At 65.0% G+C, this 18936-nt stretch carries 17 protein-coding genes; 10 read left to right on the forward strand and 7 right to left on the reverse strand.

Going from position 1 to position 18936, the window contains the following annotated elements; translation table 11 throughout:
* Positions 1-177 precede the first annotated feature (177 nt).
* From HV675_RS11510 to HV675_RS11520, 3 genes are all read left to right on the forward strand, one after another.
* A complete protein-coding gene (locus tag HV675_RS11510; protein ID WP_175111034.1) occupies positions 178-891 on the forward strand; it encodes a TerC family protein in 714 nt (237 codons plus the stop codon).
* A gap of 184 nt (positions 892-1075) precedes the next feature.
* Complete coding sequence (locus HV675_RS11515) at positions 1076-1702, forward strand: pilin (protein ID WP_175111035.1); 627 nt, start codon at positions 1076-1078, stop codon at positions 1700-1702.
* Positions 1703-1833: 131 nt separating this feature from the next.
* Positions 1834-3624, forward strand: a complete 1791-nt coding sequence (locus HV675_RS11520) for a PglL family O-oligosaccharyltransferase (protein ID WP_175111036.1) — start codon at positions 1834-1836, stop codon at positions 3622-3624.
* A 66-nt stretch (positions 3625-3690) separates the two neighbouring features.
* Here the strand turns inward: HV675_RS11520 and moaC are convergent, their stop codons facing one another.
* The gene (moaC, locus tag HV675_RS11525; RefSeq protein ID WP_175111037.1) at positions 3691-4170 is read right to left on the reverse strand and encodes a cyclic pyranopterin monophosphate synthase MoaC; all 480 of its coding nucleotides are present in this window, start codon (positions 4168-4170) and stop codon (positions 3691-3693) included.
* Positions 4171-4402: 232 nt separating this feature from the next.
* Here moaC and HV675_RS11530 point away from each other — a divergent pair, with 232 nt between their 5' ends.
* Positions 4403-6088 (forward strand): M48 family metalloprotease, encoded by a 1686-nt coding sequence (locus HV675_RS11530; RefSeq protein WP_175111038.1) that lies wholly within the window; start codon positions 4403-4405, stop codon positions 6086-6088.
* Between the two features lie 173 nt (positions 6089-6261).
* On the opposite strand, the gene HV675_RS11535 is transcribed toward HV675_RS11530, so the two are convergent.
* The 6 genes from HV675_RS11535 to HV675_RS11560 form a co-directional block, all read right to left on the reverse strand.
* Complete coding sequence (locus tag HV675_RS11535) at positions 6262-6897, reverse strand: DUF2946 family protein (protein ID WP_175111039.1); 636 nt, start codon at positions 6895-6897, stop codon at positions 6262-6264.
* Entirely contained in the window at positions 6890-7963 is a 1074-nt protein-coding gene (locus tag HV675_RS11540) for a hydrolase (RefSeq protein WP_175111040.1), read from the reverse strand. The genes HV675_RS11535 and HV675_RS11540 overlap by 8 nt, the downstream gene beginning before the upstream one ends.
* 39 nt (positions 7964-8002) lie before the next feature.
* Positions 8003-8449, reverse strand: a complete 447-nt coding sequence (locus tag HV675_RS11545; protein WP_175111041.1) for a nuclear transport factor 2 family protein — start codon at positions 8447-8449, stop codon at positions 8003-8005.
* Between the two features lie 336 nt (positions 8450-8785).
* The gene (gene waaF / locus HV675_RS11550; RefSeq protein ID WP_175111042.1) at positions 8786-9811 is read right to left on the reverse strand and encodes a lipopolysaccharide heptosyltransferase II; all 1026 of its coding nucleotides are present in this window, start codon (positions 9809-9811) and stop codon (positions 8786-8788) included.
* A gap of 216 nt (positions 9812-10027) precedes the next feature.
* On the reverse strand, positions 10028-10222 hold the full coding sequence (locus tag HV675_RS11555; protein ID WP_075155855.1) for a zinc-finger domain-containing protein: 195 nt from the start codon (positions 10220-10222) through the stop codon (positions 10028-10030).
* A gap of 86 nt (positions 10223-10308) precedes the next feature.
* A complete protein-coding gene (locus HV675_RS11560; RefSeq protein ID WP_175111043.1) occupies positions 10309-11232 on the reverse strand; it encodes a branched-chain amino acid transaminase in 924 nt (307 codons plus the stop codon).
* Positions 11233-11651: 419 nt separating this feature from the next.
* Here HV675_RS11560 and HV675_RS11565 point away from each other — a divergent pair, with 419 nt between their 5' ends.
* The 6 genes from HV675_RS11565 (at position 11652) to HV675_RS11590 (ending at position 18847) form a co-directional block, all read left to right on the forward strand.
* On the forward strand, positions 11652-12416 hold the full coding sequence (locus HV675_RS11565) for an AzlC family ABC transporter permease (RefSeq protein WP_175111044.1): 765 nt from the start codon (positions 11652-11654) through the stop codon (positions 12414-12416).
* On the forward strand, positions 12413-12736 hold the full coding sequence (locus HV675_RS11570; protein WP_175111045.1) for an AzlD domain-containing protein: 324 nt from the start codon (positions 12413-12415) through the stop codon (positions 12734-12736). The genes HV675_RS11565 and HV675_RS11570 overlap by 4 nt, the downstream gene beginning before the upstream one ends.
* 399 nt (positions 12737-13135) lie before the next feature.
* Positions 13136-14329 carry a phosphoglycerate kinase gene (locus HV675_RS11575; protein WP_175111115.1) on the forward strand — a complete coding sequence of 398 codons (1194 nt, stop codon included), beginning with the start codon at positions 13136-13138 and terminating at the stop codon, positions 14327-14329.
* A gap of 500 nt (positions 14330-14829) precedes the next feature.
* Positions 14830-16266 (forward strand): pyruvate kinase, encoded by a 1437-nt coding sequence (pyk, locus tag HV675_RS11580; RefSeq protein WP_175111046.1) that lies wholly within the window; start codon positions 14830-14832, stop codon positions 16264-16266.
* Positions 16267-16572: 306 nt separating this feature from the next.
* A complete protein-coding gene (gene fba, locus HV675_RS11585) occupies positions 16573-17637 on the forward strand; it encodes a class II fructose-bisphosphate aldolase (protein WP_175111047.1) in 1065 nt (354 codons plus the stop codon).
* Between the two features lie 319 nt (positions 17638-17956).
* Positions 17957-18847, forward strand: coding sequence for a phosphoribosylaminoimidazolesuccinocarboxamide synthase (locus HV675_RS11590; protein WP_175111048.1), 891 nt, complete (start codon positions 17957-17959; stop codon positions 18845-18847).
* The last annotated feature ends 89 nt before the right edge of the window (positions 18848-18936 follow it).

Genomic DNA, 18936 nt, shown 5'->3' on the forward strand with positions numbered 1-18936 from the left:
TTGTTCCTCTACGTTGTTCCAATGCGCCGACGTGCTTCTTAGGTACGTCGGCGCATTTTTTTGTTACTCTTACGAAATTCTTTCGTAAGACGTCGCGCCTGACAGACGAAGCGAGAGAGCCCGGCTCTCCCGCTTTTTTTGTTGCCTGTTCTTTCCACACGCTTTTATCCTGCTTTCATGCTCGAGTTCTTCGCGACGCTCCATTGGGGCGCGGTCTTCCAGATCATCGTTATCGATATCCTCCTCGGTGGCGATAACGCGGTGGTGATCGCCCTCGCGTGCCGCAATCTGCCGGACAGCCAGCGCACGCGCGGCATCCTGTGGGGCACGCTCGGCGCGATTCTGCTGCGCGTCGTGCTGATCGTATTCGCGGTCGCGCTGCTCGATGTGCCGCTGCTCAAGTTCGCCGGCGGCCTGCTGCTGTTGTGGATCGGCGTGCGCCTGCTCGCGCCCGCGCACGACGTGCACGCGAACATCAAACCCGCCGACAAGCTGATCAGCGCGATCAAGACGATCATCGTCGCGGACGCGGTAATGAGCCTCGACAACGTGATTGCGATTGCCGGCGCCGCGGAGCAAGCGGACCCGGAGCACCGCATCGCGCTCGTGATCTTCGGCCTCGCGGTGAGCATTCCGCTGATTGTGTGGGGCAGCCAGATCGTGCTGCGGCTGCTCGACCGCTATCCGGTTATCGTGTCGCTGGGCGCCGCGCTGCTGGGCTGGATTGCAGGCGGACTCATCATCAACGACCCGGCCGGCGACCGCTGGCCGATTCTCGACACGCCGGCCGCCGAGTACGGCATGTGCATTGCCGGCGCGCTGTTCGTGCTGATCGTCGGCCATCTGATCAAACGCCGCAACGCGCGGGTGGCCAGCCACTCGTCACACTAGCGGCGCTGCTTCATGCGCTGCGCCGTTCACCGTTGTTCACCCTTCACCGCAGGCACTCTACGGCAATTCGCCGGCCGCGAACATATGCCGTTCGGCTGACTAGGTCTGCGCGGCAACACTCGATACGATGGCAGCGCCTGTCCTGATGTCCGGGGCAGGCGTTTCTGTTTCGAGGAGTTTGCAGATGATCACACCTGTCGCCGTTTATTCGCTGTCTTCGTTTTATTCGCGCCGCCGTTTCAATCCGCCGGACGGCCGCTGGCAATGGCCGCTGGGGCTCGCGCGCGCCTGTTACGCCGCCTATGGTTTCACGCTGATCGAACTGATGATCGTGCTTGCGATCGTCGGGGTGATCGCGTCGTATGCGGTGCCCGCGTATCAGGACTATCTGGCGCGCAGCCGGGTGGGCGAGGGCTTGTCGCTCGCCGCGTCCGCGCGGCTGACGGTCGCCGAGAACGCCGCGAGCGGCAATGCGTTGGGCGGCGGCTATACGTCGCCGCCCGCCACGCGCAACGTGAAGTCGATCCATGTCGACGACGACAGCGGGCAGATTACCGTCGCCTTCACCACGCGCGTCGCGCCGGACGACACGAACACGCTGGTGCTGGTCCCGTCGGTGCCGGATAACGCGGATGCGCCTACCGCGCGTGTCGGCCTCGCGAAAGGCGTGACGCTGCCGGGCGTCGTGACCTGGGAGTGCTTCGCAGGCGGCAAGAACGCGTCGTCGCTGCCCGCGCCGGGGACGGGGCCGTTGCCCGCGGAGGTGGCGAAGCTGCCGCCCAATCTCGCGCCGCCCGAGTGCCGCGCCTGATCCACGCGGTGCACGGTTCTTGCAACAACGCCACGGTTAACTTGATCACATCGGCGTATTTCGGCACAGCCGGCGCACATCGGGACAAATCTTTTGTATAGTGCGCCGGTTGCCGACGTCTCCCATTGCTCATGCCCACGACTTTTGCACGCTATCTTTCACTGTTCCTGCTGGTTTGCGCGTTGATCCTGCCGTATGCGGTCGTCAACCATACCTACCCGATCCCGACGTTCTACGCGGAATTCACCGCGCTCGCGTTGTATGTGCTGACCGGTGCGGGCGTCGCGCTGATGTACTGGACGGCGAGTCCGCGCATGCAGTTCAGCACGCCGGCGGTGGCGCTCGTGCCGCTCGGGTTCGGCATCGTGCTGATCGTGCAGACTTTCGTGCTGCCGCTCGCGCAACCGTCGATGGCCTGGCTGGGCGCCGGCTTCCTGCTGGCCGCGCTGATGGCCACGCATATCGGCTACGGTTTCAACCGCGCGGAGATGACCGAAACCGTGTTGTGCGTCGGCGCGGGCGCGATGATCATCGGTGCGCTCTTTGCGGTGTTCTGCCAGGTGATCCAGCTGTTTCACCTCGAGGTGAAAGTCACGCCGTTCGTCGTCGCGTACAACGTGATGGTCGACCGTCGGCCGTTCGGGAACATGGCGCAGGCGAACCATCTGGCCAGCTGCATCGCGTTCGGGGTGGCCGGCGCAATGTTTCTCGTGCAGACGCGGCGGCTGAATGTTGCCGTGTGGGCGTTGCTGTCGGCCATTTTTTCGCTGGGGCTGGCGCTCACCGTTTCGCGCGGTCCGTGGCTGCAAACCGGCGTGATCGTCGTCGCGGGCCTGTGGATGGCATTGGCCGAAAAGCGGCGCAATCCGCACCTTCGCCGCAGCGACCGTGAATGGCTGGTTCCGTTCGCGCTGGCGCTGCTGTTCGTGATAGTCAACGTGCTGGTGCGTTGGGCGAACGTCCGTTTTCACTTCAACCTCGAAGTGTCGGCGGCGGATCGCTTCCGCGAGGCGGGGAAAATCGCACCGCGCCTTGCACTGTGGAATTACGGCTGGACCATGTTCAAGTCGCATCCGCTGCTCGGCGTCGGTTGGGGCGAGTTTCCGCGCTACCAGTTCGATTTCGTGAAGCAGCTCGGTCACGTCGAGATCGCAAACAACTCGCACGATATCTTTATCGATCTGCTCGCGAAAACCGGTTTGATCGGCTTCGCCATCGTGCTGCTGGGTTTGCTCGCGTGGGCGATCCGTGTGCTGCGCGAGCCGCATACGGCAGCACGCGTGTTCGGGCTTGCGATTATCGGCGTGCTCGTGATGCATGCGCTCGTCGAGTATCCGCAGCAGTACATGTTCTTCCTGCTGCCGGCGATGTTCATCTTCGGACTGCTGGACACCAGGCCGTTGCGGTGGGTGCCACGCGGTGCATCGCTAACCTTGTATACGATCGTCGTGTGCTTCGGGCTTGCCGCGTTGTATCCGGTGCTGCGCGACTACAACCGCGCCGAAGTGCTGTACTACGGGTCGCATCCGGCGGAGCAATATGAGGCGAATCCGTCATTCCTGTTCGGCGCATGGGGCGAGTACGGCATGGCGACGCTGCTGCCGATGAACAGCATGAACCTGCCGTACAAGCTCGAGATGCACAAGCAGGCCATTGCGTTGCTGCCGGGCGAGACGGTGTTGCGCCGTTATGCGGTGCTGCAGGCGTTGAATGGCGACACGCAGAGCGCCTACGACACCGTCGAACGTCTGAAGCTCTTCGCGGAAGAGTTGAACGACTGGCCGTCGCAACTCGCGTATCTGTACAGCCTGTGCGATGACCAGAAGTCGCTCGCGGGCTTCAAGGCGGAACTGGTGAAGAAGTATGGAACGCCGCCGAAGGACATCAATCAGGACGACGAGGGCGACGACGAAGACGGTTGATTGCACTCAAACGTGCACGCAAAAGCGCACCCAAGAGCACACCCAAAAGCGCACTCAAACACGCACTTACACAGGGGCAACCCAATCCCCCGACTTCCCGCCATGCTTCTCCAGCACGCGAACGTCGGTGATCGTCATCCCGCGGTCTACGGCCTTGCACATGTCGTAGACCGTCAGTAGCCCGACCTGGACGGCGGTCAGCGCTTCCATCTCGACACCGGTGCGCCCGCGCGTTTCCACTTGCGCGGTGCAATGCACGCCCGGCAGCGTGTCATCGAGTTCGAAGTTCACCGTCACCCGTGTCAGCGCCAGCGGATGACACAGCGGAATCAGATCCGCGGTCCGTTTCGCCCCCTGGATCGCCGCAATCCGCGCGATGCCGATCACATCGCCCTTTTTCGCATTGCCGTCGCGAATCAGCGCGAACGTGGCCGGCAGCATCCGGATCGACCCGCGCGCGATCGCGACGCGTTGCGTCTCCTCTTTGCCGCCGACATCGACCATATGCGCCTGGCCGGCCGCGTCGAAGTGGGTGAGTTCAGGCATGGTTTGCTCCTATTTTCCTGTTGCAGGTTGGCGTCGATCATTGCGGCGGCGGCTTTGTGCCGTCCGCTGAATTCCCCTGTAGCGGCGCGCGCTAGAATTTGACCATACGCCGTCTGTCTTCGCACGGTCGCGACCGGGCGTCTGGCTACAATCGTGCGAGATTGATCTAACGGGGCACGCAACCGAGCACCCAACCGAGTACTCAACCGACCACCCACCCGCGCACCTCGCAATGCGTTCGAAACGGTTTCTTGCCGCGTTGTTATCCATCGCGCTTGCCGCCCCGCCGCCGTTGCTGGCGCAAGCCGCGAGCAGCAGTTTGCCGCTCGAATCCGGTCCGCTCGAACAATATGCATCGCCAATTCTGTCGCCCGATATCGCGCAGGGCATCTTCGGCACCTATGGCGGCGCGCAAGCGCGCTTTTCCGGCAACGCCGGTGGCAATTCGAGCCTGCGCGCGCCCATCACGACACAGCAGTTGCCCGATCTCGGCGACGGCTCCGGCGGCTCGCTCACACCGCAGGCCGAGCGCAAACTCGGCGAGCGCGTCATGCGCGAGGTGCGGCGCGATCCCGACTATATCGGCGACTGGCTGGTGCGCGACTATCTGAATTCGGTATCGGCGAAGCTTGCGGCGGCCGCCAGCGCGCAATACATCGGCGGATACCGGCCGGACTTCGATCTGTTCGCCATCCGCGATCCGCAAATCAATGCGTTCTCGCTGCCGGGCGGCTTTATCGGCGTGAACACCGGGCTGATTGTCGCGACGCAGACCGAGTCGGAACTCGCATCGGTGATCGGCCACGAAATGGGACACGTGCTGCAGCGGCATATCGCCCGGATGATCACCGCGAGCGAGCACGGCACCTACGCGGCGCTCGCCAGCACGCTGTTCGGTGTGCTGGCCGGCGTGCTGGCCCACAGCGGCGATCTCGGCACCGCAATCGCGCTCGGCGGCCAGGCGTATGCGGTCGACAATCAGCTGCGCTTTTCGCGTTCGGCCGAGCACGAAGCGGATCGCGTCGGCTTCCAGCTGATGTCGGGCGCAGGCTACGACCCATACGGAATGGTGTCGTTCTTCGAGCGGCTCGATCGCGCATCGATGGCTGACACGGGCGTGCCGGCCTACGCGCGCACCCACCCGCTGACCGGCGAGCGCATCGCGGATATGTCCGACCGCGCGCGCCGCTCGCCATACCGGCAGCCGCATCAGGCGCCCGAATACGGTTTCGTGCGCGCGCGTGCGCGCGTGCTGCAGGACCGCTCACGCAGCGACTACGCGGATGAGATCACGCGGATGCGTTCGGAGATCGAAGACAAGACCGCGCTGAACGTCGCCGCGAACTGGTACGGCATCGCGTACGCGCAGATGCTGCTCGAACGCTATGCCGATGCGGCGGCGTCTTTAGCGACCGCACGGCAGACGTTCGAAGCGAGTGCGCGCAGAGAGGGGGAAACGGCGCGCAGTTCGCCGAGCCTCGATGTGCTCGCGGCCGACATCGCGCGCCGCGCCGGCCATGACGACGATGCGTTGAGGCTCGCGCAGCTTGCGCAAACGCGCTGGCCGGACTCGCATGCGGCGATCGACATGCATCTGCGCACGTTGCTCACCGCGAAGCGCTTCAAGGACGCGCAGATGCAGGCGCAGCGCGAGACCGAAGCGGAGCCGCAGCAGCCGGCATGGTGGCTGTATCTCGCGCAGGCGAGCGCCGGAGCGGGCGACACGCTGACGCAGCATCGCGCGCTTGCCGAGCAATTCGCGCTCGATGGCGCGTGGCCGTCGGCGATCCGCCAACTGAAGGAAGCGCGCGATATCAAGACCGCGGGCTACTACGATCTGTCGACGATCGACGCACGCCTGCATGAGTTCGAGGCACGTTACAAGGAAGAGCGCGAAGACGATAAGGACAAGATCTGAGCGCGAAGATCGGCGTGTTGGGCACGCGTTGCGCGGAGCGTTCGGGCAGGCATCGCGGTTGTTGTCGTTGCGGCTTATGTGTCGCTCACGCGGCGGCTATGCGAACCGCGCGGCCTTCATTGCGATCGACATAACCCCGCAGCTACCACTTGCATGGCCACGACAGCGGCCATTCACGCGTCGCGCCTGTCACCCGTGCCGTCAGTTGCGACCACTGCGGCAGCAGCCCGCGCGGCCGGACTCGCTACAAACTCAAAGCGCGCCGCCACCTTCGCGCGCTCGATCGGCTGCAGCGGCAGCACGTGGCCATCACGCCAATTGAACGCGCCCGACGCGCCATCCGCGCAATCGTCGACGAGTTCCGCATGCCCGGAAAAGAGATCGAGATCATGGTCATGCAGCGCGGCCACCCGTGCCGGCGATGCATCATCGGCAAACAGCACACCGCCTTCATCGTCGACAAACACCGCAGCCGGCGTAAACGGCTGCCCCGTGTGATCGGTCAGCGTCAGCGCGCCGCCGCTCGACTCATCGGCCGACAGCCGCACGATCCACGGCGTATAGACGAGCTCGACATACACGCGTTGCGGTCCGTTCTGAAAGAACCATTGCCCGTCGTCATCGCACTCGTAGTTGCGGTTGATAAAGCCGATCAGCGCCGCATGCCGGATCGGCTCGCCGAGCGCGCCGCGCGCCTGTGCGGCGTCGTCGCGCATGCGCCACGTGCCGCGTCGGTCGAGCAGCAGCCAGCCGGTGCAATGCGGCACGTTCGGCCATTTGGCGAGCGCCTGCCTGACGATCTCATCCATGCTGCGTGTAAGGCGTGAGGTAACCGAAGATCCGCTCCGACAGCCAGTCGATCCTGCCCGGAAACGGCCCCGTCATGAAACCGACGTGTCCGCCGTGCGCGGGCTGATCGAGTTCGACCGCACGCGATACCTCATGCGGCGACGGCAACACCGCGCCCGGCAGGAACGGATCGTTGCGCGCATTGAGCACGAGCGTCGGCACCGTGATTTCCGGCAGCCACGGCCGCGACGCCGCGCGCGTCCAGTAATCGTCAGCATTCCGAAAGCCGTGCAACGGTGCGGTGACGACGTCGTCGAATTCGTACATCGTGCGACTCGCGAGCATCGTGTTCAGATCGAAGAGACCCGGGTATTGCGTCAGTTTGCGCTGCGCTTTGCGCTTGAGCGTCTTCAGGAAGCTGCGCGTGTAGACCATGCCGAAGCCTTGCGACAGCATGCGTCCGCCCGCGTGCACGTCGAGCGGCGCGGAAATCGCCGCCGCGGCCGCGACAAACGATGCGTCTTCGCGACGCTCGCCGAGCCAGCGCAGCAGCACGCTGCCGCCGAGCGACACGCCGGCCACGACAAGCGGCCCGCGATGCGATTCGCGCAGCCGCCGCAGCACCCAGTCGACTTCGTCGCTATCCGCGAGGTGATAAAAACGCGGCATCAGATTGAGCGGCCCGCTGCAACTGCGAAAGTGCGGGACGACCGCATGCCAGCCGCGCCGGCGCGCGGCGTCCATCAGCGCGAGCGCGTAGTGCGAGGTCGAACTGCCTTCGAGGCCATGAAACAGCACGAAAAGCGGCGCGCCGTCGGGTGCTTCGTCGGCTGCGTGGTCGGACGGCGCGTGCTGCGCATCATGCGCCAGCCAGTCGAGATCGATAAAGTCGCCGTCCGGCGTTTCCCAGCGCTCACGCCGGTAGCTCACCGCGGGACGGCGCCCGAACAGTGCGGGCACGATGGTCTGAGCGTGACTGTTCGGCAGCCACAGCGGCGCGCGGTAGAGCATGTCGACGGTCGCCCCGACCGCCGCCGCGGCGCGGTTTCGCGTGGGGGAAGCGTGCTTGTCGTGCGTCGTGCTCATTGCAGTACCGGTCGAATCAGCGGGTCACGAAGGCGCCGCTCAATGCAGTGGCCCCTGGCCGTGTCTCATTTTGGCAGCGAACTGCGCGGCGGTTTCGTTCGGCATCGCACTCGCGTGGATATGCGCAATGCGCCATTCGCCACGTTCGTGGACCATCACATAGGTGGTGAACACCATCGCGGGCATCGCGGCCGGATTCGCCGGCCGGTGCGCTTCGGCAATCGCGTAGACGACCGTGCCGAGGCTGTCGTAGACACGGATGTCGAGCGGTTCGATCGATACCGGCGTCACTTCGAGCTGCGCGGTGAGCCCGGCGCGAATGTTCTCGAGACCGTGCAGGTGCGAACCGTCCGCGCAGATGCAGGTGACGAACTCTTCGTCGATCCACAGGCCCATCAGACTCTCGATGTTGACCTCCGCGACCGCCTGGTAATAGGCGTTCAGGGTATCCGCAGCGGCTTCGAAGATATGGGCGAAACGTGGCATGGCTCGTCAGTCTGTTAGGCGCAACGTGCGCGGTTGCAGGTGATACGGCATCGACGGGCGGCGGGGCGCTTCACGCGAGCGCCGCGTACCGCATGCATGGCGCGCCCTTGCACCGGCGCGCACGGCCCGTCGGCGGCGGCCAACCGCGAGAATGCCCGCGCCGCAAGACGCGCGCATGACGCGCCGACGCGCCTGTCGTGCAGCCAATTGCGGCCTGCGCGAGCGGCCACCGCGTGGCCACGGACGGACCGCTTCGGCGACGGTCGCCGTTGCCGCGCCCTGCCGCAACGCCATTGCGCCGGCCTGCGCGCCGTGCTTTGCGTTGCGCTGCGCCTGCTACCGTTGCGCGATCAACATGCCGCGCAGGTCGTCAAATACCTGCTCGGCGCTCAACTGCCGCAAACAATTCAGATGACCGAGCGGACATTCGCGTTCGAAGCATGGACTGCATTCGAGATTCAGCCATTGTACCTTTGCGAGGTCCGACAAGGGCGGGGTGTGGCGCGGATCAGTCGATCCGAACATCGCGACGAGCGGCCGGCGTAGCGCGGCGGCAACGTGCATCAGGCCGGAATCGTTGGTGACTACCGCATTGGCGCGCGAGATCAGCGCGCATGCCTCGCCGAGCGCGGTCTGGCCGCACAGGTTGCGCACGTTCGGCGCGCGGTCGGCAATCGCCTGCGCGATCGGCGAGTCTTTCGGCGAGCCGAGCGCGACGATCTGCGTATACGGGAATGATTGCCCGACCATCTGCGCGAGTGCGGCGAAGTGCTCGGGCGGCCAGCGTTTCGCGGGGCCGTACTCGGCGCCCGGGCAGAACACGAGCAGCGGCACGCGCGTGTCGAGGTTGAAGCGCGCCGATACGCGCGATGCCTCGTTCAGGTCGACGTCGAGGCGCGGCGCCGGCAGATCGTCGGGCACTTTCGCGCCGGGTGCGTACGCGAGCGCCGCGTAGTGGCCGACCATCGGCGGGCGTTCGTTCTTGCGCGGGGTCGCGTGGCGCACGTTCAGCAGGCCGTAGCGGCTCTCGCCGGTGTAGCCGATGCGCAGCGGCACGCCCGCGAGCCACGGCACGAGCGCCGATTTCAGCGAATTGGGCAGCACGTACGCGGCGTCGTAGCCGACATCGCGCAGGTCGCTCGCCAACTGCCAGCGGCGCAGCATCTGCAGCTTGCCGTGCGCGAGGTCGGTCGCGTAGACATCGCGGATCTCGGGCATCCGCTCGAGCACCGGCGCGACCCAGCTGGGCGCAACCGCGTCGATCACGATGCGCGGATGAAGTTTCACGAGGCGCGCAAACAGCGGCTGCGCCATCAATGCGTCACCGATCCAGTTCGGTGCGATAACCAACGCGCGACGCATCAGGGTGATTGTCCGGTGTCGAAAAGAATCGCCGCGCGCGCAAGGCGTGCGGCGTTCAGGTTATTGGAATGAAAGTGGCGCGCCCACGCCCGTACCGGCGCGGCAGGATCACACAGGGCGCGGCGTCAAAGCGCGCTGCTTGCGGCGTGGTGCGCAGCGCGCGCACGGCCGCAGGCAGCCGCGCTGCGCGCGGGCCTTGCCGGGACGCGGCCGGTTTCAGTGGCCTTTGACCACTTCGCCGTCGCGCAGCTTGTAGCGGGTGCCGCAATACGGGCAGCGCGCTTCGCCATGCGTAACGTCGATAAAGACGCGCGGATGCATGCTCCAGCGCGGCATGGCCGGATTCGGGCAGTAAGCGGGCAGATCCTTTGCCGACAACTCGACCAGCGGCATTTCCTTGATTTCGCTCATGAGGCTTTTCTCGTCTATACGGGATGCCGGGCGCGCGGCCGGCTGTGATCAGCGCAGGGGCGGCGCCCGCTCAGGTTGAGCTCGAATCAGACCTTCGTGAGCCAGTGCGCGTACTTTGCGCTCTTGCCGTTCACGATGTCGAAGAACCCGGATTGCAGCTTCTCGGTGATCGGGCCGCGCATGCCGGCGCCGATCGTGCGATTGTCCAGTTCGCGGATCGGCGTGACTTCGGCGGCCGTACCGGTGAAGAACGCTTCGTCGGCGGTGTAGACCTCGTCGCGCGTGATGCGCTTTTCGATCACTTCGATGCCGGCGTCTTTCGCGAGCGTGATGACCGTATCGCGCGTGATGCCGTCGAGGCACGACGACAGGTCCGGCGTGTACAGCTTGCCGTTGTTCACGAGGAAGAAGTTCTCTCCCGAGCCTTCGGACACGTAGCCGTCGACGTCGAGCAGCAGCGCTTCGTCGTAGCCGTCGGCGGTCGCTTCCTGGTTTGCGAGGATCGAGTTCACGTACCAGCCCGACGCCTTCGCGCGGACCATCGAGATATTCACGTGATGACGCGTGAACGACGACGTCTTCACGCGGATGCCCTTCGTCATGCCGTCTTCGCCGAGGTAGGCGCCCCACGGCCAGGCGGCGATCGCAACGTGAATGGTGTTGCCGCGCGCCGACACGCCGAGCTTTTCCGAGCCGACCCAGATGATCGGACGCAGGTAGCACGACTCGAGCTTGTTCTCACGCACCACTTCGCGTTGCGCGGCGGAAATGGTTTCCTGATCGAACGGCACGTCCATCTGGAAGATCTTCGCCGAGTTGAAGAGACGCTTGGTGTGCTCTTTCAGGCGGAAAATCGAGGTGCCGCCGTCGGCCGTCTGATATGCGCGCACGCCTTCGAAAACGCCCATTCCATAGTGCAGCGTGTGAGTGAGCACGTGGATCTTGGCGTCGCGCCAGTCGATGAGCTTGCCATCCATCCAGATCTTGCCGTCGCGGTCGGCCATTGACATACGTTTCTCCAGGGCGGTGCAGTAGCGAGTAATTAGATTGCAGAAGTGCAACGACAAAGCCGCCGCCCGAGCAGGCTCGCCTGAACGGGGGTAACCGGGGCGACGACCGGGCCTGGCAGGTAGCCCAAGCCTCGCAAACGCGCCTGGCGACTGAGCCCGACAACCGGCCCGACAACCAGCCTGACAACTGAACCGTGCGCGCTGCAACGGGCTGGCTGCAGTAGCTTCGGGGCGGCGAAGAGCAATATTTTAGCGTCTTTTACGCGACGACCGGACATTCCCGAGCAGGCCGGACGCTATAATTCCGCGCACGCATAACATGAATTCATTTTCGTCATCGGGCCGTCCACCACCGGTCGGCCCGTCCGGACGACCCTTCCCGCCGCTGCGCGATGGTGCGCGCCGGCCTTTTCCGTCTCATGCTCGCTCGCCTGTCCGAACCTGATCGCCGCGCTTTTCACGAGGGCCTGCGCACCTATTCGCCGACCTTGATGGCGATCTTCTCGTGGGGGCTCGTCACCGGCATCGCGATGAGCAAATCGGTGATGACGATGCCGCAGGCGCTCGGCATGTCGCTGCTCGTTTACGCGGGCTCGTCGCAACTCGCGGTGCTGCCGCTGCTCGCCGCCAAGCTGCCGATCTGGACCGTGCTGCTCACCGCCGCGATGGTCAACACGCGCTTTGTCATCTTCAGCGCGGGGCTCGCGCCGCACTTCGCGTATCTGCCGCTGTGGCGGCGTCTGCTGCTCGGCTACTTCAACGGCGACATCATCTACCTGCTGTTCCAGAAGAAGGCCTTTGCCACCGGCTATGTGCCGGGCAAGGAAGCGTTCTTCTGGGGCATGGCGGTCGCCAGCTGGCTGTCGTGGCAGGTGTCGTCGATCATCGGCATCCTGCTCGCGAGTCTGTTCCCGGACAACTGGGGCTTGAGTCTCGCGGGCACGCTCGCGCTCATTCCGATCATGGTGTCGGCCATCGCGAACCGCTCGACGCTTGCCGCGGTCGCGGTGGCGGGTATCGTCTCGCTGGTGCTGTTCGACCTGCCGTACCGGCTCGCGTTGCCGCTCGCGGTGTTCGCGGCGATCGCGGCCGGCAGCGCGACGGACCTGATGGTCGAGCGCACCGACCTGCGCCGCGTGCGCCGCATTCGCCGCGTTCGCGATGGCGCCGGAGACCCGCCATGACTTCCACGCAGATCTGGCTTGCGATTCTCGGCATGATGTTCGTGACCGCGCTCACGCGCGCGCTGTTTCTGATCGGCGGCGAGCGCACGGTGCTGCCGGAGCGCGTGCAACGGATGCTGCGCTACGCGCCGGCCGCCGCGTTGATCGCGGTCGTGCTGCCGGACGTGCTGGTGACCGGCGATGGGGTGTCGTTCGCGCTGTCGAATCACGATTTTTACGCGACGCTTGCAGGGCTTGTCTGGTATTTGCTGCGACGCAGTATGGTGGAGACGATCATCGTCGGGATGCTGGTTTTCACGGCGCTCAGGTTGTTGCTGTAGGGCAGTCGGCGCGCGTGCGCGACATGCGCGGCAGCGTCGGTGTGGCGTCGCAATGACGTCGCCGTGGCGACAACAGTGCGCGACAGTGCGCAACCCGCGAAGGCCGGCCGAAGCGGGCGACGCAGATGAGGCATGAACGGTGGAGCGGTCACGCGGGAACGTTTCGAGCAAACGCGATGCGACGGCGTTTCCCGAATATTGTCAATCAGCCGGGGGCGGATCGAAACGGCAAGGGGATCGGTTAAAATGGCAGCCTCCTGGCGCCTGCATGCAGCCTGCAACCTGGCCGCCGGTCGGGCCGCTGCATTGACCGCGACGTTCGCGTCGCTCATGCCGCCGCCGTCGACCGCCCGCGCAGCGTCCGCCACCGCCTTCCAATCAACTCGCATACACATGTCCATGAGCCACGTATTGCGTCTCTCCGATCTGATCGCCGAAGGCAAGCTGTCCGGTAAACGCGTTTTCATTCGCGCCGACCTGAACGTCCCGCAGGACGACACCGGCAACATTACAGAAGACACCCGCATCCGCGCCTCCGTGCCGGGCATCAAGGCGGCGCTCGATGCCGGCGCGGCCGTGATGGTCACCTCGCACCTGGGCCGCCCGACCGAGGGCGAACTGAAGCCCGAAGATTCGCTCGCACCCGTGGCGACGCGCCTCGCCGAACTGCTCGGCCGCGACGTGCCGCTCGTGCAGCAGTGGGTCGAGAACGGCGTGAACGTCGCGCCCGGCCAGCTCGTGCTGCTCGAAAACTGCCGCGTCAACAAGGGCGAAAAGAAGGACTCGGACGAACTCGCGCAGAAAATGGCGAAGCTGTGCGACGTCTATGTGAATGACGCGTTCGGCACCGCGCATCGCGCGGAAGCCACCACGCACGGCATCGCGAAGTACGCGCCTGTCGCATGCGCGGGTCCGCTGCTGGCCGCCGAGCTCGAAGCGCTCGGCAAGTCGCTCGGCGCACCGAAGCGGCCGCTCGTCGCGATCGTCGCCGGCTCGAAGGTGTCGACCAAGCTCACCATCCTGAAGTCGCTGGCCGAAAAGGTCGATCAGCTGATCGTCGGCGGCGGCATTGCGAATACGTTCATGCTGGCCGCGGGGCTGAAGATCGGCAAGTCGCTCGCCGAAGCCGACCTGGTGAGCGAAGCGAAGGCGATCATCGAGCAGGCGAAGGCGCGCGGCGCGTCGGTGCCGATTCCGATGGATGTCGTCAGCGCGAAAGAATTTGCGTCGGGCGCGAAGGCGGAAGTCAAGCAGGTCGCCGACGTGCAAGACGACGACATGATTCTCGATATCGGGCCGCAAACCGCGAAGGTGCTGGCCTCGCAACTCGAAAAGGCCGGCACGATCGTCTGGAACGGCCCGGTCGGCGTGTTCGAATTCGACCAGTTCGGCAACGGCACGAAGACGCTTGCCGAAGCGATCGCGAAGTCGTCCGCGTATTCGATCGCGGGCGGCGGCGATACGCTCGCGGCCATCGCGAAGTACGGTATTCACGACAAGGTCAGCTATATCTCGACGGGCGGCGGCGCGTTCCTCGAATTCCTCGAGGGCAAGAAGCTGCCGGCGGTCGAAGTCCTCGAATCGCGAGCCTGAACGTGGCGCAGCGCTCTGCCTCCAGCACCCGGAAAGCACGCGCGTCGTCGCGTGCGGGATCGACGGCGGGAGCGCGCGCCGTAGAGCATGCGACGGCGCAGCCCGCGCCGTCGCAGCAGGCAGCCAACACAGCGGCTGACGAAGCTGCCAACAAAATGGCCAGCCAGGCGGCCAACGAAGCCGCCAATAAAATGGTCAAGCAAGCCGCCAACCCGGCGGCCGACGAAGCGGCGCGGGCCACGGCCGACGCGGCTGTCGCGGTCGCCGAACTGGACGAACCCGCTTCGAACACGATGGCGTCACACACGCCGTCGCACAATAGCGCGGCTCACCGCGCAACAGCACTTCATAACACGACGCCGGCGTCGACTGCGTACCCCACCCGCAGCGGCGCAATCAGCATGAACGGCGCATTCGCCCCGGTAGTCACCGTCGGCACGCAGCCTCCGCACCCGACACAGAGCGCACTTCCCAGCGAATCCACCCACACGAGGAGACTCATGCATCGCGCCACCAAGATAGTCGCTACCATCGGCCCGGCTTCCAGCACGCTGGACATCCTGAAACAAATGATCGAGGCGGGCCTCGACGTGGTGCGGCTCAATTTTTCCCACGGCACGGCCGACGATCACCGTCAGCGCGCCGAATTCGTACGTGAAGCGGCTCGCCAGGCGGGCCGCGAGGTCGGCCTGATGGCCGATCTGCAAGGACCGAAAATCCGCGTCGGCAAGTTCGAGAACGGCAAGGTCACGCTGATCGCCGGCAACACGTTCATCCTCGATGGCGACTGCGAGCTCGGCAACGACGAGCGCGTCGGTCTGGACTACAAGGATTTGCCGCGCGACCTGAAGCCGGGCGACGTGCTGCTGCTGAACGACGGCCTGATCGTGCTGAACGTGACGCGTGTGATCGGCAACGAGATCCACACGGTCGTGAAGATCGGCGGCGATCTGTCGAACAACAAGGGCATCAACCGCCAGGGCGGCGGCCTCACCGCGCCCGCGCTGACCGCGAAGGACATGGAAGACATCCGCACCGCGATGTCGCTCGGCGCGGACTACGTCGCGGTGTCGTTCCCGAAGAACGCGACCGACATGGAAATGGCGCGCCAGCTCGCGAATATCGCGGGCGCGCCGTACAACATCAAGCCGAAGATGATCGCGAAGATCGAGCGCGCGGAAGCGATTCCGGCGCTGCAAGGCATTCTCGACGCGTCGGACGGCATCATGGTCGCGCGCGGCGACCTCGCGGTCGAAGTCGGCAACGCGGCGGTGCCGGCGCTGCAAAAGCGCATGATCAAGATGGCGCGCGACTCGAACAAGTTCGTGATCACCGCGACGCAGATGATGGAATCGATGATCCACGCGCCGGTGCCGACGCGCGCGGAAGTCTCCGACGTCGCGAACGCGGTGCTCGACGGCACCGACGCGGTGATGCTGTCGGCGGAATCGGCGGCCGGCAAGTACCCGGTGCAGACGATCGAAACCATGGCCGCCATCTGCGTGGAAGCGGAGAAGTCCGAGCATGTCGAGCTCGACCGCGATTTCCTCGACCGCACGTTCACGCGCATCGACCAGTCGATCGCGATGGGCGCGCTCTTCACCGCGTATCACCTCGGCGCGAAGGCGATCGTCGCGCTGACCGAGTCCGGCTCGACCGCGCTGTGGATGTCGCGCCACTGGACGCATGTGCCGATCTTCGCGCTCACGCCGCGAATCGGCAGCGAGCGCGCAATGCAGATCTACCGCAACGTGAACCCGCTGCATCTGGATAGCAGCACCGATCGCGACATCGCGCTGCAGCAGGCGCTCGAGGTGGTGGTCAGCAAGGGCTACGCGGCGCGCGGCGATATGGTGGTGCTGAGCGTCGGCGAGCCGATGGGGCAGGCGGGCGGCACCAACACGCTGAAGATCGTGCGGGTCGGCGAGCCGTACTGAACGCAGGACATTGAAGTACACCCGCGCGGCCGGCCCGCGCGGGCGACTGCGCGGAGCACACGCGCAGCGCGAACACGCAAAAGAATCACGCCCGCAATGAGCCGTTCCTGAACGGCATCGCGAGGCAGGCTGCCGCTCCCTGAGAGAGGCGGCGCACCGCGCGGCGCGCGCATCGGACCGGTTCCGGATGCGCACGCGCTACGCGGTGCGCGCGGGAAGGCGGCCTGCTTCACGTAAAATCGCACTTTTGATGCAACGGATGATGCGGCGGGCAAAGGTTTTTGTTTCAAATCCAAGGAGTAGTCCATGCCTCTCGTATCAATGCGTCAATTGCTGGACCACGCGGCTGAAAACGGCTACGGCTTGCCGGCTTTCAACGTGAACAATCTGGAACAGGTGCAGGCGATCATGTCGGCGGCGGATCAGGTCGGTTCGCCGGTGATCATGCAGGCGTCGGCAGGTGCGCGCAAATATTCGGGCGAGCCGTTCCTGCGTCATCTGATCGAAGCGGCGGTCGAGTCGTATCCGCACATTCCGGTCGTGATGCACCAGGATCACGGACAGTCGCCGGCGGTGTGCATGGCGGCGATCCGCAGCGGCTTCACGAGCGTGATGATGGACGGTTCGCTCGAAGCCGACGGCAAGTCGGTCGCGTCGTATGAGTACAACGTCGACGTATCGAGGAAGGTCGTCGAAGCGGCGCATTCGATCGGCGTGACGGTCGAGGCGGAACTCGGCGTGCTGGGTTCGCTGGAAACGATGAAGGGCGACAAGGAAGACGGTCACGGCGCCGACGGCACGATGACGCGCGAGCAACTGCTGACCGATGTCGAGCAGGCCGCCGATTTCGTCAAGCTCACGCAGTGCGATGCGCTCGCGATTGCGATCGGCACGTCGCACGGCGCGTACAAGTTCTCGAAGAAGCCGACCGGCGATATTTTGTCGATCCAGCGTATCAAGGAGATTCACCAGCGCATCCCGAACACGCACCTCGTGATGCACGGTTCGTCGTCGGTGCCGCAGGAACTGCTCGCCGAGATTCGCGAGTTCGGCGGCGATATGAAGGAAACCTACGGCGTGCCGGTCGAAGAGATTCAGGAAGGCATCAAGCACGGCGTGCGCAAGGTCAATATCGATACCGATCTGCGCCTTGCGATCACCGGTGCGATTCGCCGCTATTTCGCGGAGAACCCGTCGAAGTTCGATCCGCGCGACTACCTGAAGCCGGCGCGCGAAGCGGCGAAAAAGGTATGTCTGGACCGCTTCGTCGCGTTCGGTTGCGAAGGCCAGGCGGGCAAGATCAAGCCGCTGCCGCTGGATAAGATGGCGGATAAGTACAAGGCGGGTCAGCTCGCGCAGGTAGTCCGCTAAGCGGACGGCGGGCGCCGCTTCGGGCCGGCCCGCTTGCGGCCTGCGGGCCGCACACGGGTGCAAGGGGCAGCAAGCGAGCAGTATGAGGGCCGCGCGAGTTGCACGCGGACGGCAGGCGCAGTGCTTCGCCCGCCTGCTGTACGGAGCGGCCCTTCGCGCAGCCTTGTGCGATTCGGCCTTCACCGGCCGGCTGCACGAAGGCCGGCCCGCGCAGCAACAGTTGCATCGCCGTTCCCGCTTGCCCCGGGGAACGGCGTTTCCCTTTTGTCAGGGCAGTGTTTTTGCCTCATTTTTTGCATCATTTTTACGAGCCACGACGATGTCTACCCTTTACGAATCCACGCTCCGCTCGCTGCCGCTGCTGGGCCGCGGCAAGGTCCGCGACAATTACGCGGTGGGCCACGACAAGTTGCTGATCGTCACCACCGACCGTCTGTCGGCGTTCGACGTGATCATGGGCGAGCCGATTCCGGACAAGGGCCGCGTGCTGAACCAGATGGCCGATTTCTGGTTCGACAAGCTGAAAGATGTCGTGCCGAATCACCTGACGGGCATCGCGCCGGAAACCGTCGTCGCGCCGGACGAAGTGGCGCAGGTGAAGGGACGCGCGGTCGTCGTGAAAAAGCTCGAGCCGATTCTCGTCGAAGCCGTGGTGCGCGGCTATCTGGCCGGCAGCGGCTGGAAGGACTATCAGGCGAGCGGCGCGATCTGCGGCGTCGAGCTGCCGCCGGGTCTGCAGAACGCGCAAAAGCTGCCCGAGCCGATCTTCACGCCGGCGGCGAAGGCCGAAATGGGCCACCACGACGAGAACATCACCTATAACGAGATGGAGCGCCGCATCGGCACCGAGCTGTCGGCGACGATCCGCGACATCTCGATCCGCCTGTACAAGGAAGCCGCCGATTTCGCGGCGACGCGCGGCATCATCATCGCGGATACGAAGTTCGAGTTCGGCCTCGACAATCACGGCAAGCTGTATCTGATGGACGAAGCGCTGACCGCCGACTCGTCGCGCTTCTGGCCGGCCGACGAGTACCAGGTCGGCACGAATCCGCCGTCGTTCGACAAGCAGTTCGTGCGCGACTGGCTCGAAACGCAACCGTGGAAGAAGGAGCCGCCCGCGCCGAAACTGCCCGACGACGTGATCGCGAAGACGGCAGCCAAGTATCGCGAGGCGCTCGAGCGGCTGACCGGGCAGAAGCTCGCCTGAGGTCGGGCACGCGGCGCGCGCCGTATCTGAACCTGTCTGGCGCCGCGCATCGATGTGCGCATTGGCGTGCGCGTTTTGTGTGTATCGAA

The sequence above is a fragment of the Paraburkholderia solisilvae genome, assembly GCF_902859875.1.
GTDB lineage: Bacteria > Pseudomonadota > Gammaproteobacteria > Burkholderiales > Burkholderiaceae > Paraburkholderia > Paraburkholderia solisilvae.